This is a genomic window from Agrobacterium larrymoorei (assembly GCF_005145045.1).
Taxonomy (GTDB): Bacteria; Pseudomonadota; Alphaproteobacteria; order Rhizobiales; family Rhizobiaceae; genus Agrobacterium; species Agrobacterium larrymoorei.
In genome coordinates, this window is sequence record NZ_CP039691.1 from 2,805,523 (window position 1) to 2,826,473 (window position 20,951).

19 protein-coding genes, 1 tRNA gene and 1 riboswitch are annotated in these 20,951 nt (G+C 52.1%); of the genes, 11 read left to right on the forward strand and 9 right to left on the reverse strand.

The genetic code is table 11. The annotated features are described in order from the left end of the window. Positions 1-265: 265 nt before the first annotated feature. From CFBP5473_RS13575 to CFBP5473_RS13595, 5 genes are all read left to right on the forward strand, one after another. Positions 266-796 carry a hypothetical protein gene (locus CFBP5473_RS13575; protein WP_136954368.1) on the forward strand — a complete coding sequence of 177 codons (531 nt, stop codon included), beginning with the start codon at positions 266-268 and terminating at the stop codon, positions 794-796. Between the two features lie 58 nt (positions 797-854). Beyond that, positions 855-1,612, forward strand: a protein-coding gene (locus tag CFBP5473_RS13580) for an IS5 family transposase (protein WP_137394051.1) whose coding sequence is annotated in 2 segments (ribosomal slippage) — positions 855-1,188 and positions 1,188-1,612 — 759 coding nt in all. Because the reading frame shifts where the segments join, the coding sequence is not laid out codon by codon here. 98 nt (positions 1,613-1,710) lie between these two features. Further along, positions 1,711-2,004 (forward strand): HNH endonuclease, encoded by a 294-nt coding sequence (locus tag CFBP5473_RS25085; protein WP_157835821.1) that lies wholly within the window; start codon positions 1,711-1,713, stop codon positions 2,002-2,004. Positions 2,005-2,235: 231 nt separating this feature from the next. Beyond that, positions 2,236-2,820, forward strand: a complete 585-nt coding sequence (locus tag CFBP5473_RS13590; protein ID WP_027677036.1) for a hypothetical protein — start codon at positions 2,236-2,238, stop codon at positions 2,818-2,820. Between the two features lie 114 nt (positions 2,821-2,934). Further along, positions 2,935-3,186, forward strand: a complete 252-nt coding sequence (locus CFBP5473_RS13595; RefSeq protein WP_234881764.1) for a DUF3768 domain-containing protein — start codon at positions 2,935-2,937, stop codon at positions 3,184-3,186. Positions 3,187-3,245: 59 nt separating this feature from the next. On the opposite strand, the gene CFBP5473_RS13600 is transcribed toward CFBP5473_RS13595, so the two are convergent. After that, positions 3,246-3,449 carry a helix-turn-helix domain-containing protein gene (locus tag CFBP5473_RS13600; RefSeq protein ID WP_337678375.1) on the reverse strand — a complete coding sequence of 68 codons (204 nt, stop codon included), beginning with the start codon at positions 3,447-3,449 and terminating at the stop codon, positions 3,246-3,248. Positions 3,450-3,608: 159 nt separating this feature from the next. Here CFBP5473_RS13600 and CFBP5473_RS13605 point away from each other — a divergent pair, with 159 nt between their 5' ends. The 6 genes from CFBP5473_RS13605 to CFBP5473_RS13630 all read left to right on the forward strand — a co-directional run bounded on the left by CFBP5473_RS13605 (position 3,609) and on the right by CFBP5473_RS13630 (position 9,918). After that, a complete protein-coding gene (locus tag CFBP5473_RS13605) occupies positions 3,609-3,959 on the forward strand; it encodes a hypothetical protein (protein WP_027677039.1) in 351 nt (116 codons plus the stop codon). A 50-nt stretch (positions 3,960-4,009) separates the two neighbouring features. Continuing rightward, on the forward strand, positions 4,010-4,531 hold the full coding sequence (locus CFBP5473_RS13610) for a DUF805 domain-containing protein (protein ID WP_051441418.1): 522 nt from the start codon (positions 4,010-4,012) through the stop codon (positions 4,529-4,531). Between the two features lie 39 nt (positions 4,532-4,570). Next, positions 4,571-5,713 carry a hypothetical protein gene (locus tag CFBP5473_RS13615; RefSeq protein WP_027677040.1) on the forward strand — a complete coding sequence of 381 codons (1,143 nt, stop codon included), beginning with the start codon at positions 4,571-4,573 and terminating at the stop codon, positions 5,711-5,713. Between the two features lie 285 nt (positions 5,714-5,998). After that, a complete protein-coding gene (locus CFBP5473_RS13620) occupies positions 5,999-6,454 on the forward strand; it encodes a hypothetical protein (protein ID WP_136954369.1) in 456 nt (151 codons plus the stop codon). Between the two features lies 1 nt (position 6,455). Next, positions 6,456-9,215, forward strand: a complete 2,760-nt coding sequence (locus CFBP5473_RS13625; RefSeq protein ID WP_027677042.1) for a KGGVGR-motif variant AAA ATPase — start codon at positions 6,456-6,458, stop codon at positions 9,213-9,215. A 142-nt stretch (positions 9,216-9,357) separates the two neighbouring features. Then, positions 9,358-9,918 (forward strand): recombinase family protein, encoded by a 561-nt coding sequence (locus CFBP5473_RS13630; protein WP_027677043.1) that lies wholly within the window; start codon positions 9,358-9,360, stop codon positions 9,916-9,918. A gap of 11 nt (positions 9,919-9,929) precedes the next feature. Here the strand turns inward: CFBP5473_RS13630 and CFBP5473_RS13635 are convergent, their stop codons facing one another. The 8 genes from CFBP5473_RS13635 to CFBP5473_RS13670 all read right to left on the reverse strand — a co-directional run bounded on the left by CFBP5473_RS13635 (position 9,930) and on the right by CFBP5473_RS13670 (position 20,769). Next, the gene (locus CFBP5473_RS13635; RefSeq protein ID WP_027677044.1) at positions 9,930-12,134 is read right to left on the reverse strand and encodes a DUF2357 domain-containing protein; all 2,205 of its coding nucleotides are present in this window, start codon (positions 12,132-12,134) and stop codon (positions 9,930-9,932) included. Between the two features lie 5 nt (positions 12,135-12,139). Further along, on the reverse strand, positions 12,140-14,524 hold the full coding sequence (locus CFBP5473_RS13640) for a hypothetical protein (RefSeq protein ID WP_027677045.1): 2,385 nt from the start codon (positions 14,522-14,524) through the stop codon (positions 12,140-12,142). After that, positions 14,521-16,722, reverse strand: coding sequence for a DNA cytosine methyltransferase (locus CFBP5473_RS13645; RefSeq protein ID WP_037171770.1), 2,202 nt, complete (start codon positions 16,720-16,722; stop codon positions 14,521-14,523). The genes CFBP5473_RS13640 and CFBP5473_RS13645 overlap by 4 nt, the downstream gene beginning before the upstream one ends. Positions 16,723-16,815: 93 nt before the next feature. Further along, positions 16,816-17,208, reverse strand: a complete 393-nt coding sequence (locus tag CFBP5473_RS13650) for a very short patch repair endonuclease (RefSeq protein WP_084631826.1) — start codon at positions 17,206-17,208, stop codon at positions 16,816-16,818. 141 nt (positions 17,209-17,349) lie between these two features. Beyond that, positions 17,350-18,132, reverse strand: coding sequence for an HNH endonuclease (locus CFBP5473_RS13655; RefSeq protein WP_027677046.1), 783 nt, complete (start codon positions 18,130-18,132; stop codon positions 17,350-17,352). A gap of 49 nt (positions 18,133-18,181) precedes the next feature. After that, positions 18,182-19,375, reverse strand: a complete 1,194-nt coding sequence (locus CFBP5473_RS13660; protein WP_027677047.1) for a tyrosine-type recombinase/integrase — start codon at positions 19,373-19,375, stop codon at positions 18,182-18,184. A 165-nt stretch (positions 19,376-19,540) separates the two neighbouring features. After that, positions 19,541-19,611: transfer RNA gene (locus CFBP5473_RS13665), tRNA-Gly, on the reverse strand. A gap of 60 nt (positions 19,612-19,671) precedes the next feature. Then, a complete protein-coding gene (locus tag CFBP5473_RS13670) occupies positions 19,672-20,769 on the reverse strand; it encodes a 2'-deoxycytidine 5'-triphosphate deaminase (RefSeq protein WP_027677048.1) in 1,098 nt (365 codons plus the stop codon). A 73-nt stretch (positions 20,770-20,842) separates the two neighbouring features. Next, positions 20,843-20,921, forward strand: a riboswitch (SAM riboswitch). The last annotated feature ends 30 nt before the right edge of the window (positions 20,922-20,951 follow it).

Consider the following 20,951-nt stretch of genomic DNA (forward strand, 5'->3'; position numbering starts at 1 on the left):
GGTACTACTCGTGTCCTATAGGTACAGTTGACCCATATGCCTTTACCCTCGCGGGTTCCGGCATTTGCGTTTCCTGATGAGGCAAGCGCGTGCACGCGTGGCGATATCCCCGCGTGTCGTTTGCTTACGAATTTAATTGGCGTTTCGCCGTAGCTTGTTTACGGCCACATCTTTCGGGGCGACGGGTGCCTCCGATGAGTGACGACAGCTGGCAATATGTCGAGATAAATGGTTTCATCAGACCGTTTTTTTTGGAATGCTTGATATGACTACTTCCAAAGATGCGCTTGCGTTCGATGCCCATGGACACCGACCCATGTCCGAAGGCAAAATAGATGAGATTGCAGCAGTCACCATTTTGAAGAACAAGACTCATACGCATACCAATAGTGGTATCTACACAGTCTTCGTACTTGGAGAGGAGCTAAGTGAGCAGTTCCGAAACGTGGAGGATGCTCGTGCTGCCGGGCAGAAAGCCTTCGCGTCACGTGTCTCCAGTCTTTTATCGGATGACATAATCGTTGCGACGATGAAAAGCGTCGCGCCACGCCCTTTTCACACCGCTCATTTCATAGACGCTCTTCGTTCTGCTCGCCCTGAGCTTTGGAAGTCACTCGTCACTCGCTATGGTGAAGGTGGACAGGGTGCGGGTACCCACTACTCCGCCTTTTCTGCGGTCGCACATGCGCTTCATCGGGCGGCGAGTAGAGGAGTACTCGTCAAGTTAGAGAACTATGTCACCGCGCCGCCTGATCTAAAGTGGGGAAGCCCAGTCATTAGGCTCAGGCCCTATTAATTAATCATCCTTTCCAATTTGACGATCTTTTGATTCACTCATGGTAGGAGGACTTGCCATGAGTGATTTGTTTTTGCTGACGCCATCTCAGTTCAACCGCATCCGGCCCTATTTCCCTCTTGCCCACGGCATCGAGCGCGTGGATGATCTGAGGGTCGTGAGCGGCATCATTTACGTGTTGAAACATGGACTTCAATGGAAGGATGCGCCGAAGGAATACGGTCCACATAAGACGCTTTATAACCGGTTCGTCCGCTGGAGCAGGCTCGGCGTCTTCAACCGAATCTTCGAGGCACTTGCGGGGAAGGCAGGTCAACCCGACAGGCTGATGATCGATGCCACCCATTTGAAAGCCCATCGCACCGCAGCCAGCCTGCTAAAAAAGGGGCTCTTTCCCGCTGCATCGGACGAACGAAAGGCGGCCTGAATTCCAAGCTACACGCTGTCACCGACGGCTTGGGACGGCCCTTGCTGTTTTTCCTCACTCAGGGTCAGGCCAGCGACTATCAGGGTGCCCGGCACCTGCTTGATCGCCTACCCAACGCCAAGGAATTACTGGCAGATCGTGGTTACGACGCCGACTGGTTCCGCAATGGATTGAAAGACAAAGGCATTTCACCCTGCATCCCACCACGTAAGAAGCGACGCAACCCGGCCCACTACGACAAAGTCCTCTATAGGCAAAGATATCGTATCGAGAACATGTTTGGTAGGATCAAGGATTGGAGGCGCATCGCCACCCGATACGACCGATGCGCTCACACCTTCCTATCCGCAATCCTCATCGCAGCAACTTGCTGCTACTGGCTCGATTAATGAGTCCTGAGCCTAGGTACTGGAACGGTCCCGGCGGTTACTCTGATCAGTTGTTTCCAGACGAGGCGGCTCCACAGGAAACTTATGAAGAGGGAGCGGTGACAGGCGTCAAAGTCAACCGCTACGAGCGAAGTGAAGCTGCCCGCGCGGCTTGCTTGAGTTACTACGGTACACGCTGTCAGGGGTGCGACCTCGACTTTGGCGAACGTTACGGTGAGCGAGGAAAAAATTTCATCCATGTGCACCATCTTCTTCCCCTTAAAAAAATCAAGAAGACTTACGTGGTGAACCCCGTTGAACACCTAAGGCCAGTTTGCCCCAATTGTCACGCCATGATCCACCGGCGCGAGCCGATGTTGTCGATCGATGAATTAAGAGCGATGCTAAAATAAAGCGTTTTGCTCCAGCATGTCGGAGGCTGCAGTAGCCTCGTATATTACAACTAGTGGGAGATCCAGCTTGATTCAAATCTCTTGACCTCAATGTAACGTGATGTTCCCAAGCGCGCCGCATGTCGCCTTTGTTGACAACTCCTAATTGTAATGATATATCATTACAAGTTGGCAATATTGCCAGCGTGAGGGGCCCGTTACGGCCCCTCTTCTATTTGGAGAGATACAAATATGACCACCGCAACCACGACCGCTGCTTCGCCCATCACCCTACCTTGCCCAATCATCATTTTGGGCCGCGACGACAAGCGAAAGCCGCATGCATCGTTCTTCCCAGCTACCGACACCCGCCCCGCCGAAAAGGCCGCCGAATTGATGGGTATGTTTGCCCTGAAAGTTGAGAGCGATGAGATCAGGTCGCTTCTGACGCGATTGCCTCAAGGCAAGCTATTCGACAGCGGCAAGGCCTTCGTGCCGTTCGTCAAGCAAGACCTCTATAACGAAATTGCAGCGCACCTTTCCGATGAAGAACGCGAACGGCTTGAACAGCCACGCGCCGCGCCTGAACCACCGCCTGCCGATGTCACTCATCCAGTGCGCCCGAAAAGCCTGCCCGACAGCTTCGACAAGATCATCGTCGGTAGCGTGGTACTGGCGACGGAAGGCCCGCTTGAAGGCTGGTATGAGGCGAAAGTCATGGAGGTGAAAGCTGAAGGTAGCTTGCGGCTTCAGTGGCGTGATTATCTTGATGACCCGGCATTTACGCGCCGTATCGATCAGGTCGCCATCATTCACCCTGCCTATGTCGAGGCTTGATCAGCGATGGCCTGCGCACTTACGCAAGCATTGAATGCGGCTGCGGTTCAACGAACCTCAACCATCCGCGCCAAGAACGACGCCTTTCGATCAAGTTTGGTCGGAGGGCGTGTGATGCTGACACAGGGGGTGAACGCTCTCGATGAGAACACCCGTCGCAACGTGATCAGGGCTGTTCAGGCCTTTGCTGATTTCTCACCCGGCAACGACCCTTACGGTGAACATGACTTCGGCGCTGTGAAGGTCAACGAAGCCTTGTTCTTCTGGAAGATCGATTACTACGACCGCGATTTACAGAACGGCTCGCCTGACCCTGATGCAGTGACCTGCAAGGTGCTGACCATCATGCTGGCAGGGGAGTATTGAGCGATGAAACTCCGACCAAGCATATTGCCCTTGATAAAACAGCAGCGTTTGGGCGGCAGTTACCGGCCCGGTTTGCGGCCAGCTTTCAACGGCTCTGGCCGTTCGTCGCTTTCGGGAATGGCGAAAAAAGCAGAAATGTCAGCAGATAGTCCATCGGCCAACCGTGCCAAAAGGTCGACCGACGCATTGAAATCGCCACGCTCGATTCCACTTATGGTCGTTCGGTCAACGCGCGCCAATCCAGCAAGATCCTCTTGCGTCATACGTTGTGCGACCCTGACTGTTCTAAGGTTTCTTCCAATACGCTCACGATGTTCCATACTCGCATGGCGACCACCTTGCCTACCATTACGCCATGGCATATATCCGACATATTAAATTTCAATCTTAGATGGATGCCGACGCATCGCTACGGGGGTACTATGAAAATCGCAGTAGGAATTATCGGCCTGTTTCTTGGCCTCCTCGTGTTGCTGCAGTCGTGCGCAGTGACCGCAGGCAGTGGCTTGGCCAATGACAGCGCCACGGGTGCTGCTGCATCAATCGGAATGCTGGTCGGCCTCGTATTTTTCATTGCAGGGGCCTTTTCGTTCGCATTGCCGCTGGTGGGGGCCATCATGTTTTTCATCGCCGGGCTGCTGGCTTTCCTTGCTTCAACGCAGGGCAACTTCGGTGACATCACGATCTGGGGCTACATCGCCATCGCGCTGGCAGTCATGGGCTTCTTCACATGGCGTTCGGCCAAGCGGAAGAAAAGCCAGCCCACGGCATAACGCCCCCGTTCACCCGGCCCTGATCACATCACACACGCATCGGAATCATCATGACCGCCTATATCGAGGCCATGCGCCGCTACGCGACCTTTGCAGGTCGATCCACCCGGAGTGAGTTTTGGTACTTTCATCTTGTGATACTCGCCCTTGCATTCGGCGGTCTGATCATCGACGTGATCATTGCCGGGCCGAATGAACCGCAACCACTCGTTTCTGCGGTGATTGTCATCGGCCATTACCTGCCGTCACTCGCCATCATCGTCAGGCGCTTGCATGACCTCGATAAAAGCGGCTGGCTGGCGCTGACATGCCTCATCCCGCTCATCGGCATCATCGCCTTCATCGTGGTCGGAAGCACGCCGTCGAAGCCTCGCAGGCAGGAAGCTGCCGCAAGTACGGGTGGCAGTAGTCACCCAACGCGTCAGGTCAATTCGTCCGGTTCGGCTGACCAGATCGAACGTATCGAAAAACTGGCCGCTCTACGTGCCTCGGGTGCAATCACCGACGATGAGTTCACTAGGATGAAAGCCAACATCCTCCAAAACCTTCAGCCATCGCAAAGACTGGCCTGAAGCCTACGTGCTGCAAGTAGCGAAGCGAAAGAAATCCTGATGAACAAGAAAGCCCATATGATCCTCGCAGTGCTGGGTGTCAGCGTCGCCGCTGCCGTCGCAACGCACGCACGCGCCGAAGAACAGTCTTACTATAAGGGCAGCACATGGGAGGTTCTATCAAAAACCTCGGATACTGAAGACAAAACGGCTTCCTGCGTACTGCGAAGTGTTAACTGGGCGGCGAAGTCGGTGGCCATCGAATATGATCTGGTCGGCATCGATGAAGTCATGCCTAGATTGCGGGTCATCAAGCAACAGTGGAACTTGCCGGTTAATCAGACAACCAAAGTCAGGATAGGTGCGCGCGGCGCAGGAACGGTCGTATTTGATGCCAAAGTTCTCAACGGCAATGAATTATACGGAGAGATCCCCGCACCACACGCAAGCGAATTGGCATCCATGGTGGACAACATGGTGAAAGTCATGACCAAACCAATAAAACCTGCTTCTTTCATCGTTTACTTCGACGGGGACGAGCCGATTTGGGTTGTTCCTGCTGTCGATTTCGGTGAAGCAGTGGCGTTCAGCAGCGAACTTAAAAATTGCCTGACTGAACTGACGAGGCTGGGCCCGTCTATTTTCAAATCAGCAGAACCATCTACCACTTCACCGTTCGCAAAGTCTTCAGGTCAAAGCGGTTTGAACTTCGGTTCAGCTCCCAACAATAATGTCGACACATCGAGACCATCGACTGATCAGAATGCAAACATCCAAGACTTCTTGGCCCAATCTGACGGACCGGCCCAAACAGCAAAGTCTTCATGGACGTTCGCAAAACGGGAAGAGGACTGGGGCGATACTTGTTATGTGGAGACAAAACAAGGCGACATACTGGTCGGCTTCATGGGAGCGCCCGGGGAAGCACTCGCTGGCTTCGTGGAAAATGGCTTCACCGGCAACGTCACGACCACGTGGAAAATCGACGGCGCTCGCTCATATGTCGCCGATGGGGATGTTGCTGACTATTCGGGATGGCATGAATTCTACGGGTTGCCGAAAGACATCCTGACAGACGCCAAAGACGGCAAGCAACTGACGATCAGCGACAAGGGCGGTGAGACGATCACCACCATCAGTCTCGCCTCGGCGTCGAAGCCGTTCGAGCAATTCATCGGATGTATAAACAAACGAAGCCCATGAACAGAGAACGCATATACTGTCATCTTTGAGCTACACGCTTTGGCAAGATTGCAACAACAATTTAAGTAGAAAAATCTCTGGCGTTTAGCCGAATTAAGAACTTGGGAACACGAGTCCGGCAAATTCGCAGTGGCAGAGGCGGGGAACGCCAATGCTTCAGGCTTTATCTTAGATCTCTATATCATGGTGCAGGCTTGGCCTGTGTGTTCGACTTATGATAGTAACCTGACTTGTATACGACGTGGACGGTCGTGAACAAGATAGCGGTAATTGTGGAGGATGCTCATGGCTCAAGTTTCGTCCGATTCTGTAGATGTCAGACGGGCTTTCCAACGCCATCGATTAGCGTCAGGCGTAACCGGAGTGCCGAGACGCTCTCGGTTTGTTTCACTTTTCTACGCCACAGAGTGCGGTTTGAAGTATTTATTAATGACGGCGGGTTCGCTTGCCACTACCGGCGACCTCAAGACTGCCTTGACAGCGAGTTTGGGGCTGCCGAAACGCGATATTGATCTGCACAATATCGAGCAGCTATGCCAAGCCGCTGGACTCCTCCCGGTAGATATTGGAACCTCCCCTCTTTCATTCACCGTAAACGGTACCGCTTTTCCGCCTTACAAATTACATGAAGCCGCCCGCTACGGTGTCAAGATAGCCGACGTCTATGTGGTCAATGTCGAACTGTGGCTGGAAAACATATTGGATGCGGTTGAAACACGAATGGCGACGCAGGGAATCTAAAATGACAGAGCTTTATACCTATCTCGACTTGCTCGACCGCCTCCGAGACGATGAAACGGTTCGCTCCGCCCCTCCTGAGGTACTTAGAGCACAACCGTTACCTTCCCGCTTGGCGCTTTATCTTCTCCCTCAAGCGACACTAGAGCCAGTTAAAACTTGGCTCAGACAAGTTTTTGGCCCGCGATTTTTGGAGGGAGAGCTTGCGATCGCGCTCGAGCCTACGAGTTCCGGCTCGCCTCGCGTTGTTCCAGTAGAGTTTGAAAGAGTTGACGAAGACTGGAAATCGGGACAGCGACTGCGGCTTCGCCCCACCCTTATGTCGGGATCAGTAGTGGTTTATAATATGCCTTATGAAGTCGCCGAGACAGATGACTTAGGTGACTGCCCCCCAGTTCTTACTTTTCATTCGTTTAAAGGTGGGATGGGACGAACCACACTGGCACTTGCTTTATCGTCGGCAGTGCAAAAATCTCACGGTCGTGTTTTGTTCATCGACGCAGATTTCGAAGCTCCTGGAATATCCAGCCTTCTTAAACATTCGATGCCAAATCCACGAATTGCCTTTGCGGATCTACTTGCAATCGCCTCGACTTCTCTGGAGATTGAAGCGAACGATGCGATTGAGATTGTTGCCAGTAGACTCGCAGACCAAGATATCGACGGCTTGACTGTTCTTCCCTGCACACGAGACCTCGGCTTACCAAGCGTATCACCTGAGTCGCTCACTGTTTCTGGAAAAAGATCTCCTTTCTTTGTGGGCTCATTAGTCGCGCGCCTTGGGAAAAAAATGGGCGCTGATCTCGTCATCGTCGATCTTCGTGCTGGTCTCTCTGAGTTGGTTGCATCTCTTTTTCTTGACCCTAGGCTTCAGCATGTTCTCGTCAGTACGTTGAACGGCCAAGCTATCGACGGAACTATCATGCTTCTGGAGCGGATGCGAGAGATGGCCGCCAAGTGGCGAGGAGCGTCAAACACCAGATTCGACGCAAGTCTGCCAACAGTCATTATTAACCAAAGCCCGCCTGGACTTAAGGATGCAGGGTTTGGACAAGAGAGCGCGCTGAATGCAATGTCGGCATTTGAGGAAGAAATACGTTTGTTCTTGGCGCAATTAGCGTCGTCTGACGAAAATGATGACCAACACGGGAACCCTTTTCAGGAGGCGTCCATAACTACCTCCGTTGTTGATGCAGAGCCGACTGTAACAATACTGCCCCGCGATCTAAGAGAAGCACTACGCAGTTTAGCTAAAACCACTCTCCCAGACCAAATGCATTCGATTTTCGGCTCACTCCTCCCGGCACCACAATCGTTAGACTCTAAACATCACGGCGTTCTCGCTGACGCAAAAGCGCGTCGTGAAAACCTCGCTGAATACGCGAAAAGAAGCATTTTTGCGGAGAGCAAGCCACAAGCTGAGATATACCCAACAGCCTCTTTGGTAAACCTAGCTGAACGGCACCAAAGCACGCCACCAACAGTTACGGTGATCGGAGAAAAAGGATCAGGCAAATCATATACCTTCATGTCACTTGCGTTATCTAAGACATGGGGAAATTTTATTCAGAAGCTCGGGGTAGAATATTCACAAGATAATCGAACCACTGGCGCGTTAGTATTGCCCGTGACTCCACCTCAGGATTTAGACCTAAAAGCTCGAGAGGAAGAGCGTAGAGTAACCTCTGACGCCGCCGCCGCGTTAACAGGTGGAATCCCTCTCAATGATCAGGTAATTGCTGACGCTGTTCAGGATCAATTGCAACGGCCGGATGCTGGTAGTGCAGTTGCGTGGCGAGAGTTCTGGCTGGATATGATCGCGTGGCGTGCAGGTTTTCAGACCGGAAAGCCTAACGCATTTGGACCATTCATTGACTCGCTCCAGCCCGGCCAAGCAGTAGTGGGCATATTCGATGGGGTGGAGACATTATTTTCAAAACTCCGGACAAGTGTAGAAGAGCAAGCAGCGGTAGAGGCCCTGCTTAGACTTGTCCCAGATTGGCTTTCTCAGCTTCCGGCCAAAAGCGTAGGATGTGTTATTTTTGTTCGAGAAGACTTGGCTCGATACGCCATGGTCAATAATTATAAGCAATTCGCCGATCGTTACTCCGCATTTGCTCTCCGTTGGAATTGGGCAGAGGCGTCTGCATTGGCTCTATGGGTCGCGGAACAAGCTGGCAGCTTATCGTCAACCATTGCTCCAGAGAGCTTAGCGACGTTAGACGAAGAGCAGCGCAGTCAGGCACTTGTTGAGCTATGGGGTTGGAAAATGGGGCCAAATACCTCACGGGAAGCAAGATCTCTCGAATGGACAATGTCGTCGCTTTCGGATTTCAATCGCAGCATAAAAGCTCGAGACCTCGTGCGCTTTCTTGCGGAGTCAGCTTCGAGGTCTACCCCTAGCGACGTTTACTACGACCAAAGACTTTTAAGTCCGCGCGCAATGCGCGATGCAATTGGACCTTGTAGCAAGGAGCGAGTATCTGAAACCGGCGAGGAGAACGTCGATCTAAAGAGAATATTCCGCAAGATTGAGGACCTAGTTGGTAATCAGCGTGAACTGCCTTGGTCGTTCGAACGCGCGCACGAACTGCTTGGCGGTGAAGACCTTAGGGTTCTTGAAGACAATGGCGTTCTTTTTCGGTACGGAGATGAGTTTTTCGTTCCCGAATTGTACCGTAGTGGGCTCAATCTGTTTTACTCTGGGGGCGCTCGAAGAAAAGTTGTGACGCTGATGCGGCAGGCTGCTGGAAGGGCGCACTGACTATTCAACGACGTAAAAGCACTTGCACATCAGGGTATACCCCTATGTGACGCTGCGATAGTTACAGCCCTCGATGTAACATCTGGGTTGACAGCGACTATTTGTGACAAGGTAGCCTAAGGCCTAAACCTTGAGGTTACACATGGCTCGCATCGGTTACGCACGCGTCAGCACTATTGATCAGGATTTGCAGGTTCAGCTTGACCGACTTCGAACTGAGGGTTGCGGAATCATTCGCTCAGAAAAGGTGTCGGGCGGTAGCCGTGAAGGCCGAACCGAGCTAGAGACCGTTATCGAATTCATGCGCCAAGGGGACGAATTAATCGTCACCCGGCTTGATCGACTAGGGCGCGATACCCGCGACGTACTCAACATCGTTTACGAATGCGAACAACGCGGCGCGTTCATCACGGTGCTTGAGCCTCACGTTACGACCAAAGGCGAAATGGGCAAAGTCATTCTCACCGTTCTTGGGATGGTCGCACAAATGGAGCGGCGATTCATAAAAGAACGCCAACGCGAAGGAATTCGGAATGCAAAGCTCAATGGGGTCTATAAGGGTGGGAAAGTGCGTGTAGACCATGAAGCCATTCTTCGGCTTCATGCAGCAGGCGAGCGCCCTGCAGCAATCGGGAGAGCGGTCGGTTGCAGTAGAATGCAGGTTTATCGCGTTATCAAATCACGATCTTCAGACAGCGTTTGACCACGTTGCCGTCAAAGACTGATAAGCCAGAAGTCTGACGAAGCGCCAGAGCCTCGCACTGTGAGTTCATCGGTTAGTGCAACTAGCGCATCCGAGTCGTAGAGTGAAACCGAGAGCCGTACCTCCCCAACTCCAAGCCCTACTTGATCAACGTACGCTAGCCTCTTGACGGTACCCTCAGTTATGAAAATGAGTCGGTCTTTCAGTCCAATTGAAAAAGCTTCAGGTACGAGCTCTCTGACCGGCACGGAAAGTACCCTAGTTGCCCCATCAAATCTAATGTCCTTGGCAGTGTTGATGTTGCACATAAAAATATGGCGAATTCGTTGAATATCTAGTCGGATCGAGGGTGCTTGTGTTTCGCCAATTATCGTCGGAGAAAGATCGGGCAGAAGCGCATTCAATAAACTCGGCTCGATCCGCTTAGTATAATTTTGCGAGTACGATAAATATTCGCGTTGTGAGAGTTGCATACTGCAGTTCTGAGCCAAGAGGCGGATCTTAGCCACTAAGATCTCTAGGCCGCGGGGATCGCCCGGCCTTAGCGAGATGGCGCCCAATCCCGGCAATATTTCATCGTAGATCTCGAACGAGTCGTCACCGCCACTCTCCCCAGGATATAGTATGTAGGCTGCCTCCGACCTGCGTATCGCGTCGCGGTAAGCGTGCATCTTTGCTAAGTCGTCGCGTTTGTAGATCACAGAAGCGTCTTCATTATCGTCAGGGTCTTTTCTGAACGAAGACACCTTTGATTTGTATTTTGCATCGAAATGAATGCGCGAGACAAGTCCAACCGCTTCAGCGTCGTTCGGAGCTAAGTCACTGGGCCAAAACGTTAAAGTTACATCTGGGCGCATTTCTCGAGACCACGATCCTGCATTGTGATACTTCGCCCGCTGTCTGAACGTTTCATTGAACGAAACTTTGACCTTCAAGCGACGACCCAGTATCTCGGTGACACCGATTATGTCTGCTTGCTTGCCTCTAGCCAAAGTGAATTCAAGCCCACCTCCATTTTGTCGGATAAGCCCCTTAGCGAAGTCAGCCGGCAAATGGGCTACTTGTTGGACAGCTTCAACAACCCGTAGAAAACACCAGTACTCATAGAGTGTAGCCACGTTCTTTTGGCCCGCTCCGAAAACAAGTTCTCCTCCTGACCAACTCAGTTGAGACGCCATCTGAGCAGCAAGCCAGCCGCGAAGCAACTCGCGGTATCCAACCTTTCTCTGAAGTACGGGACTCGAATAGCTTAGTGCACCAGCGCGACTAATTCTTCGCATGAGATCGGAATTTAAAACGGAATCCAGCCAATCGGTCATGCTTTGCATGTCCGACAGTACGCTGAGATGTTGCTGAGACTTTAGATCTGCGATTGTCTCATAAAGATGCTTTATCCCGCTTAGTGTGGCTCGCAGAATCTCCAAAACCCGTTTTACGAACTGATTTTCTGGAGTGTCATAGCTAACTACTGAAACAGTAGTGGCCACTTCGTGGGGGATAGAGCTTATTCCTCGGTCCTGAAGAGCGTGACCATTTGGTACCTTAATACGCCGTCTTGCCGCAGCAATCTGATTTAGTACGGTCCTGGTCGGCTTGATGCCCTTGCGCACATCACCGATGCTTTCCACTGCACTCATCTTGGAATGTGGCGACTCGAGAATTTGAGCAACTGCCTGACGGAAGGGTCGTCCTTGAAGAATACCGCGCAACAGAAAATAGCGCTGCTGTAATGTATTGGGGTCACCCTTCAAAGTTATTTCACGACGCCCCTGGGCGTAACTTGCCATAGTACCGATCAGGTCGACAGCGCAACGAGATATGTCATCCATCATGTCTCTATATTCGACACGATAATCCAGCTTCCTTGACCGAACCTCGACGGCTGCCGTGCCAAGCTCATTCCCTGCCTGATCTATTAAGGTTAGATGGATCGTGCCCACATTGAGACCAGTCGCCATGGTGCCGCGGTCAAGCTCTCCCTTTAAACGGGTCTTTTGAATTATAGTCGGGATTTCTTTGAGCTCTAAGCCCACTTTTTGAACGACGTATTCATATGAACTGCCCTCCAAGAGCTGGAATGGGGGCTCCCCAAGAGCTTGTGCTTCCGCACCTGACATAACGATCAGCGGCGGAGCTAGACCCACAATGTCAGACTTCGCGACAATTGTGACACTGCCGACCAAATCTAACTTTTCGTTGAAAAAGCTCAAGATCATAATGTCTAGTTCTCAGCAAAGCTCACGTATCCATTCTGGCGCAATCGCCGCAGCATCCGTGTGACTTTTTCCAACGTAAGCGGAAATCTTGCCGGCCCGACAGCTTCGGAGGTAGGATCGCCACCCTCCGACAGCAATGCAGCCCGGACACGGCTACGAGTGTGCTCTAGCCCAGAAGATTTCGCTAGCGTCACGTCGCTGCCCACCGCCAGTGCTGCAAAGGCCCATAGGATCGGCCTTAATTCCCGCTCACCCCCGTGTAGCTTCGGAAGAATTTTCTGCACGAGCTGAGCATCAAGTGCTTCGTCGAAAGCGTTCGCATTTTGCGGCTGCAGGGCCAAGTAAATCTCGATGTAATTAGTTATTTCCGAAGCGACACGGTAACCGAATTCAGAGCCATAAGTTTGCATGATCTCAAACACAATCGCTAACTCTTCCGTCAGGTCTGCTATCATTCCAGCGTCCAACTTGGGCGCTTCAAAACATCCATCGAAAAGGAAAGCAAATCCCTCACCCAACCCGGTAAGCTTCGTGAAATCGGGTTTAGCTGGGACCTTTAGATAATCTCTTAGATCCTCCGCGTTCATTCGAAACTCCAAGACATTAGATCTGTCGAGAACTTTTGGCGAAAACATATACGTCGTTTCATCGACGTTGATCGTTCCAATCACCACGAAGTTAGGCGGATACTTCGATATACTATGTGGGACGTCCCCGCGCGGTCCGGATACGGGATCATAAAGGTTTATCGTGCTCCTTGTTTCTATAGCAGAAAGCAACTCAGCAAAGTAACGCTCGACATGAGATAGATTCATTTCGTCCATTATGAGCAGATGGACATTCTTTGCGTTTAGATGGGCACCGAGAAGTACGTTAAGAGACGGTGTCTTCACGTAAGCTTGTACATCTAGGGCATCTGGGTATCCCAAAACACGGTCGCTACTCGTCCAATCCGCCCCGACGGGGACAACACAAAATCTGTTTTGCGGAACTAGCCGAGCCTTATTCTCCACGACAGCGAACGCAACAGCCTTAAGGTGGCTTTCTAGCCCATTTAAATGAAGATCGTAACTCGTCTCAGGCCCAACTAATTCACGTATGTCTCGTGCCTTGGTTTCACGTGTCAGGCTTTCCCTGAGAATGACCGAGACCCAATCGTCGATAAGACCTCTTGGCAGCGTTGTGAGCTTTTCGCCGCCCGCGTCGTCCTCCGATCGCAACGTTACTGCGTGGCTATCAGAGTGCACAACGCGATATTTTGCAGTGGTAGCTCGCACCTCCGTGCCAGCGCTGAGTGCATCGTTATTAACGTATAAACCCGTCAGCCAGATTGCGAAAGCCTCGGCGAGTTTCGTTTTGCCAGAACCACTGAGACCTGAAAGTATAACAAACGGCTTTGTGAGCACGGCGGCGACAAAGCGCGCTACAAACTGGCGTGAGAACCTGAGACCAGCTGCGGCTAAATGTTCATGAAAATCAGATACTAAGTCCGCAATGTCGCGCTGTTCGATGACTTCGGCAGCCACCGTATCCTCTTCAACTTCATCATGCTGGTCCACTAAATCAACCTCAAGTGGAATATCATTCGCATGATGGCCAATGAACTTCGTCCATTCGTTTATCGGATCGCCACTCAAGTCTGTGTCGATGACATGTCGGACGCGACGCTGGAGCACCGGCGTCAGGTCGGCTGCAAGAGCTATACCGACATTCGCGCCGCCAAGAACCTTGAATGAAAAAAGCCCTGTTTGACGATACGCCTTTACAAAGACAGTATTGAGGTTGTCTCGACCGGCCCCGTACTCGTCCTCTAAGTCTTCCAGCAAAGCACGATTTCTATCTACAAGCCCAGCCTTACGTAGATGCATAAGCTGAGCGAGAAAACTTAAAGGTTCGAGAGCCCAGTTTTCATCATTTTTGAGGATAAAAAGGAGTTCTGAGTAGTATAAAAAACGCTCGTCATTTGACATACCCGCAAGTATCTGGGTAACGGTAACTATGCTTTTGAATAGATTAAACTCAACGCCTGCTGCTTTCGCTGGCGCATTATATCTTCCGTTTGACCCGTTTGGGACCTGCTGATGCCACAACGTCCGCGTAAGCAACCACTGCCACGAATCATTTGGATTTTGCGCCTGAAGGATCCTGTAGTTTCTGTTAAGCTCAGTAGGCAAATACCCACCCTCGTCCGCCTGAACAAATAATCCTGTATTAGATGCAAGGGCCGAAATATCATTTTTCTGAACCTTGCTCAAATTCCGATAGTCGTCTCCAAGGAGGCCGTCACCAATCAAATTGATGTATTTGGAGACACGTTCGGCTGATCGGGCAATTGTATCACCTAGAACATTGCGGGTAAGTGTGTAAGATTTAACAATATCGGAAGTCATGCAGCGAACTCCGTGCTCGGCTGCCGTTCAACCTCAAACCCAATAAGACTTTGCGCGCATACCGCCAACGAATACCCTAGCGGAGGCGGAACGGCGTTGCCGATTTGCCGTCTGACCGCCGAACGATTTCCCATAAATTCGAACCAATCGGGAAACCCTTGAAGCCGCGCTGCCTCTCTGTGAGTTATTGATCTATTGAAAAATGGATGCCCAAATTCACCTCGAGTAAAGCTGTCAAATCCACCAGTAATAGTTCTCGCTTGTCCGAACCAATCCAGCCGCCCATAAACATCTAAGTGCCCGTTGTACGAACTGTGGCAGTCAAGTTGCAAATCTTGTGGTATCGCCAATCGGCCCCGCCCCATATCAACATAAGCGATTCGTTGCTTGTTTTTGCTGCCTTCAGCGCTGACCTGATGATTTGATAATTCTGTTGGCGCTCCATCCTCTGGAAGTCCCCTCAAAACATCGCCAACAGTTGGCCAGTTTCCAATGCCCGGCGATGGAGCAATTAGAGGATTGGCAAGATCACGGCGTTTGGCAATTAGGATTATTCGGTGACGCAGCTGCGGCACCCCAAATTCAGCTGAGTTGAGATCAAATCTCTCAACTTCGTATCCTGCACTATCAAGCCTAGATCTAAATGTACGTAGGATATCTCGCCCACGTGGGGAGTTCAGGTACGTAACGTTTTCAAGGATGATAACCGACGGGAGGCTTTTGAGGTCCTCAACCAACTGAGCAAACTCGAGTACCAAATTATTTCTTGGATCGTCATCATTACCTCGCCGCTGCTGCGAAAAACCTTGACACGGCGGACCACCGACGAGCACGAGTGGCCTATCCCCGGCTCTAGCGCGAATTGCACCCCTTAACGCCTGATCTCTGACGTCAGCAACCCGACCAACTGGGCCGAAATTCTTGTTGAAGGTAGCGATTGCATCCTGATCAACATCGAAAGCTAAGCCGGTCTCGAAGCCAGCCCAATGAAACCCGAGCGACAACCCTCCCGCTCCAGAGAAAGCGTCGACCACGACAGGCTTGACACTGCGGTCGTTCATTTTAGTCGACGCCGGGGTAAAACGCCGAGTGGGCTGCACTGCATCTAGCACAGCTTTTGCAAGAAACCGGGCAAACAGAGGGGGCACCGCCTCACCGATTTGCCGATACTGGCTAATGAAAGCTCCCTTAAACATATAGGAATGAGGAAACCCCTGCAAAATCGCTGCTTCTCGGGGGGTGATATTTCGATCCTGCTCTGGGTGAAGGAAACGACCACACGATGGAGTACTGCTTTTAGCTGTGATCGTCACACTCGGAGTATCCCAGCGAAGCCTACCGTATACGTCGGTAAACCCCGGCGCCTCCCCCTCGTCAATGTCGGCGTGGCATGCTAACTGCTCATCTCTCGGCAAGTGCCTTCGGTCACCGCCATCGGCGGGAATTTTTTTTATCTTATCTAAGATGCGGTCAATGTGCTTCGGAGCCCTGTGATAGGCATCGTAAGGATCCACCTCACCAGCCCCAAGCGGCCTTAAGTGAGATATAGCATCTCGTACGGTGCGAGCTTGCTTCACTGAAAGGGGGGCTTCGGGCAACTCAACTTTTCCGCGGATCGATGCAAGGACAACAGCGCGCCTGCGTTTTTGCGGCACTCCAAATAGACTCAGGTCCAAAATACCGTCGGATACATTGTATCCGACGCTTTCAAATTCGGCTTTCGCGTGACCGTAGTACTGGCTAAAACGGCCGCGCAAGATCTCGGGAACGTTTTCCATCACCACGAAGTCTGGCAGGTAATGAGCGCAAATTCGCGCAAAGGCTAGCATCAGATTGTTTCGCCGGTCATCCCTAGGGTCCTTTTTTCGGTGAGCGCTAAACCCTTGACACGGAGCGCAACCGATGAAAACCAGAGGTTGATCCGGCTGCCGATCCCGCAGTCGAGGTACGAGGTCCATCAACAACTCGGGCTGTTCAGCAATGGTGAACACGTCCTTGAGAATAGCTGAAGTCTCGACATTTTCGGCATAAGTGGCAAGAGAATCAGGATTGATATCAATACCAGCCAACACTTCGAACGCGTGTGTCGTTGACCGAGTCGTCTTGAATCCGTAGCTGACACCGCCGCAACCACTAAAGAAATCAACTACGTAAATGGGTTTGGGTTCCGGCAACGTCTTAGTGTAACTGTCCGCCATGAAACCCCCTAAAAAACTTCCAACCGAATCAAATGCACACTCTAGACAACGGCACGAAAACTTCTAGTTCAATTCACTTTTTGCTCCGCCTTATCACCGTCGAAGAATCGTTTTGAGGAAGTCGATGGTTTGAGCCTCATCCTTCAATTGACATTCCCACAACTCAAAAACACGCCATCCAAGATCTTCAAGCTCCCGAGCGTTCCGCCTGTCTCTGATTTTAGTTGTCTCGATTTTTTCTGCCCAAAACGAGGCATTGGTCTTCGGAAGACGGCCCTTTTCACAAGAATGACCATGCCAAAAACAACCGTGCACAAATAAGGCTGTGTTGAAACGAGGGAAGACCACATCAGGCTTACCTGGAAGCTTTGCAACGTTGGTTCGAAATCTGTAACCAAGCCTATGAGCAAGTTTTCGAACAGCAATCTCGATTTTGGTGTCCTTGCTACGGACACGCGACATCAATTCGCTACGGCAACTACGCATCGGCGGGACCTTGTTTTTTTGGTGAGTAGTCGACTAGTTAGTCTCGGAAAGATCGCTGATCAAAGGAACTTGAGCGCCTCACAAAAAGAACGGGAACACTCGCTTTACTGCAAACGAAAGCCCCGTCCGCATCTTTCATTATTACACTGAGTGTACCTGCGGAAGAACAGCACGCCTCCTCTCGTCCAAAATGCAGCGCAGCTCGTCAACTGTTAGCGGCTCGCTTCCCCGATGCACCATAGCATGGCAGTTTGCGCACAAGGGGATCAGGTCTCTCACCGGATTGACTACGTAGGCACCGCCACGAAGATGGATGGGCCTCACATGATGTACGTGGATATAGCCTGAGCCGAGGGGGCCGTAGATCGTACCGAAGTCAAGTCCGCATGCTTGACATGCTGCTCCGTAGTGCGCGATGCAAGCCTTGCGAGCGTGTGGATTTCGTTCGTAGGCATTCACAAGCACGGGTGAAACGGCACCCTCAATAAAGTCTCCATACTCATCTTCATCTTTAACGATCTCAGCGACGGTTTCGTAATTCGCAGACAGCGGCGCTACATACCACCCGTGCGGGAGTGGCACCAAAAGGCGCTCAGTCGTTACGGGCGTGAACTTTGATATGGCAGATGGTGATAGCTCGCCTCTCGCCGGGTCGCGACGCTCTCCCACCATCGGAAAGGTGTAGATTTTGTAGCTCTCCTTCTCCACCAGTTGGATGTGTCTGATCGCCTGAGCATAACCATACTGCTTCCGCTCGCCAAGGTGCTCCCAATTTTTGTGCAATATTAAGCCAAGCTTACCGTCGTCTTTGTCCTGCCATAGGCCAAAAACGACGAAACGAGCATCGTTATTTACAAATGACCAGCTCCATGTCCAATTCGAACATGTTGCCCCGAGAGACTGAATGAATTTTTTACGACTCATTTGATTCTTTCAATCAATACGAAACTTTAACAATCGTATGATCAGCAAACTACACTTTCAATAGTCGCTCATCATCCAGCATGTCGGCCCACCACTGCATCATACGGACACGCTCATCCCAATAGATGGCCCTGTTATAAACTCTCCGGATCTTTGACCCGTCTAAATGAGCAAGTTGCGCCTCGATTGCGTCAGATCGGAACTTTCCGCTCTCATTCAGGATGCTACTCGCTGAGGACCGAAAGCCGTGTGCCGTATGCTGCGTCTCAGTGATGCCCATTCGGCGCAACGCTGAATTCATCGAGTTTTCAGATAACACCTTCTTTCCTGACATCATTGATGGGAAAACATGGCGGCGCTCGCTAAATAGCTCCTTCATTTCCTCAATGACTTTGACCGCTTGTCGCGACAACGGTACGTAGTGTTCACGACGCATTTTGCTTTTTGTCGCCGGTATCGTCCAAATAGCCTTTTCAAGGTCCAACTCAGCCCATTCCATAGAACGTGTTTCTCCTGGGCGAGCGAAACAGAGCGCTTGAATTTTCAATGCGGCGACCAGAGAAGGCCAGCCTTCATAGCCGTAAATAGCTCGCATTAACCCGCCCATCTCAGGCTTTGAAGTAAGAGCAGCATGGCTGACGGGTACATGACGTTGAAGAGCTCCGCGTAGTGCAGACGTCGGATCGTTCTCAGCCCTCGCCGTCGCAATGGCATAGCGGAAAACTCGGCCGATCGTTGATCGGGTCGCCAGTGCACTCTCTACCCTCCCGCTTTTCTCAATACTCGTCAGTACCGCGAGAACGTCCTTGGCCGTGATCTGAGTGATCGGATATTGCCTGAGCTTTTTTGCTAGCTCGTTCAACATCCATTTATTTTTCGTGATGGTAGGCTCTGCGCGCTTGTCACGCTTGAGCTTATCGATAAATTCGTCAGCAATCACACCGAACGTATTCCCCGCAGTAGCTGCCGCAGCCAGTTGGTCACGCTTCTTTGCGAGCGACGGGTCCAAACCTTCTGAGAGCTTGTTCTTTGCTTCTTCAAGCAATCTGCGGGCATCTGCCAATCCAACTTGGGGGTACGCCCCAATCGTCAGGGTTTTCCGCTTGCCGAAAAAGTCGTAATCGAACCGCCAGGACTTGCCACCAGCGACTGATATGAACAGATAAAGCCCCCTCCCGTCAGAAAGTTTACGCGACTTGCTGTCGGCTTTAGCGTTCTTAACCTGAATGTCTGTCAGTTTCATTTACGGTATCGACTTCCGACCGTGTTGACGAATACCGCGATTATTACCGTCAAAACTGCTGGATGTCACTGCTCACCGTTGCACGTCGCTACGCGCGCGCGAGGCAAAAAAGTTCAAAAAACAGCGTTTATTGGACTTTGTTGATCTTGTTGGAAAGGTCGCCGGAGCGGGTGAAGGGAATCGAACCCTCGTATTCAGCTTGGGAAGCTGCTGCTCTACCATTGAGCTACACCCGCAACGCCCGAAAACTTCCAATAGAACGTCGCGGCTGTCAAGCGCGGCTGAGACGTGGTCTTTTACTCCGCGCGGAAGTGTTTGGAGAGTTTGAGGCCCTGGGCCTGGTAGTTGGAGCCGAGGCCGGTGCCGTAGAGGCCTTCGGGGGTTGTCAGCATGTGTTCATAGACGAGGCGGCCGACGATTTGGCCGTGTTCGAGGATGAAGGGCACTTCGTGGCTGCGGACTTCCAGCACCGCGCGGCTGCCGGTGCCGCCGGCGCTGGCGTGGCCGAAGCCGGGGTCGAAGAAGCCTGCGTAGTGGACGCGGAATTCGCCCACCAGCGGGTCGAAAGGCGTCATTTCGGCGGCGTAGAGCGGGGGTACGTGCACGGCCTCGCGGGAGACGAGGATGTAGAATTCATCCGGGTCGAGGATCAGTTCGGCGCGACCGCGAGAATAAAGCGGCTCCCAGAAATCCAGCACGTCATGCGCCGCCTTCTGGTCCACATCCACGACAGCGGTGTGGTGCTTGCCGCGATAGCCGATCAGACCATCCTTGCCGAAACCTTCGAGATCGATGGAAAGCGCGATGCCGCCGCCGGAGACGTTGGGGGTATCGCTGGCAACCAGAATTTCGTTTTCATGCAGCGTCTGCAACTGTCCTTCGCTCAGCACCGAATGGCCGATGCGGAAACGGATCTGTGACAGGCGCGAGCCCTGCCGAACGACGATCGGGAAGGTGCGCGGGCTGACTTCCAGATAGAGCGGCCCTTTATATCCCGCCGGAATCTTGTCGAATTCCTGCGCGCAATCGGTGATGACGCGGGTGAAGATATCGAGACGACCGGTAGAGCTTTTCGGGTTTGCCGAGGCAGACATCTCCGCTGGCAAAGCCAAGGCCTCCATCAGCGGCACGATATAGACGCAGCCTGTTTCCAGCACCGCACCTTCGCTGAGATCGATCTCATGCAGGCGAAGCCGGTCGAGCTTTTCGATGACCCTGGTCGAGGGGCCGGGCATGAAGCTGGCGCGCACGCGATAAGCCTTCGCGCCGAGACGCAGATCAAGGCTAGCTGGCTGGATCTGGTCCACATCCAGCTCGCGCTCGCTTGTCAGGTGGCCGGAAGCGAACAGCTCTTTGATTGCGCCATCGGCCAATATGCCCGTCGTTCTCGTCATTTTCATCATCCCTGTTCAGCGCGACAAAACCAAAAGGAAAGCATTGACGCAAGTCGTTAACGGAGTTAAGGCAAGCTTATCCCGTGGTGATTTGGCCGGTCGGCTTGCAGCCACGTTAAACAAGTGGCTAAAAAGACCGGGTGCTTGTAACCGGTCTGCTTTTGCGGCCGGTTTTTTTTGTT

Bases quoted from the DNA above. Each gene is read 5' to 3' on its own strand.
- CFBP5473_RS13575 (WP_136954368.1), top strand. From the start codon at position 266: ATGACTACTTCCAAAGATGCGCTTGCGTTCGATGCCCATGGACACCGA.
- CFBP5473_RS13590 (WP_027677036.1), top strand. From the start codon at position 2,236: ATGACCACCGCAACCACGACCGCTGCTTCGCCCATCACCCTACCTTGC.
- CFBP5473_RS13595 (WP_234881764.1), top strand. From the start codon at position 2,935: ATGCTGACACAGGGGGTGAACGCTCTCGATGAGAACACCCGTCGCAAC.
- CFBP5473_RS13600 (WP_337678375.1), bottom strand. From the start codon at position 3,449: ATGACGCAAGAGGATCTTGCTGGATTGGCGCGCGTTGACCGAACGACC.
- CFBP5473_RS13605 (WP_027677039.1), top strand. From the start codon at position 3,609: ATGAAAATCGCAGTAGGAATTATCGGCCTGTTTCTTGGCCTCCTCGTG.
- CFBP5473_RS13610 (WP_051441418.1), top strand. From the start codon at position 4,010: ATGACCGCCTATATCGAGGCCATGCGCCGCTACGCGACCTTTGCAGGT.
- CFBP5473_RS13615 (WP_027677040.1), top strand. From the start codon at position 4,571: ATGAACAAGAAAGCCCATATGATCCTCGCAGTGCTGGGTGTCAGCGTC.
- CFBP5473_RS13620 (WP_136954369.1), top strand. From the start codon at position 5,999: ATGGCTCAAGTTTCGTCCGATTCTGTAGATGTCAGACGGGCTTTCCAA.
- CFBP5473_RS13625 (WP_027677042.1), top strand. From the start codon at position 6,456: ATGACAGAGCTTTATACCTATCTCGACTTGCTCGACCGCCTCCGAGAC.
- CFBP5473_RS13630 (WP_027677043.1), top strand. From the start codon at position 9,358: ATGGCTCGCATCGGTTACGCACGCGTCAGCACTATTGATCAGGATTTG.
- CFBP5473_RS13635 (WP_027677044.1), bottom strand. From the start codon at position 12,134: ATGATCTTGAGCTTTTTCAACGAAAAGTTAGATTTGGTCGGCAGTGTC.
- CFBP5473_RS13640 (WP_027677045.1), bottom strand. From the start codon at position 14,524: ATGACTTCCGATATTGTTAAATCTTACACACTTACCCGCAATGTTCTA.
- CFBP5473_RS13645 (WP_037171770.1), bottom strand. From the start codon at position 16,722: ATGGCGGACAGTTACACTAAGACGTTGCCGGAACCCAAACCCATTTAC.
- CFBP5473_RS13650 (WP_084631826.1), bottom strand. From the start codon at position 17,208: ATGCGTAGTTGCCGTAGCGAATTGATGTCGCGTGTCCGTAGCAAGGAC.
- CFBP5473_RS13655 (WP_027677046.1), bottom strand. From the start codon at position 18,132: ATGAGTCGTAAAAAATTCATTCAGTCTCTCGGGGCAACATGTTCGAAT.
- CFBP5473_RS13660 (WP_027677047.1), bottom strand. From the start codon at position 19,375: ATGAAACTGACAGACATTCAGGTTAAGAACGCTAAAGCCGACAGCAAG.
- CFBP5473_RS13670 (WP_027677048.1), bottom strand. From the start codon at position 20,769: ATGACGAGAACGACGGGCATATTGGCCGATGGCGCAATCAAAGAGCTG.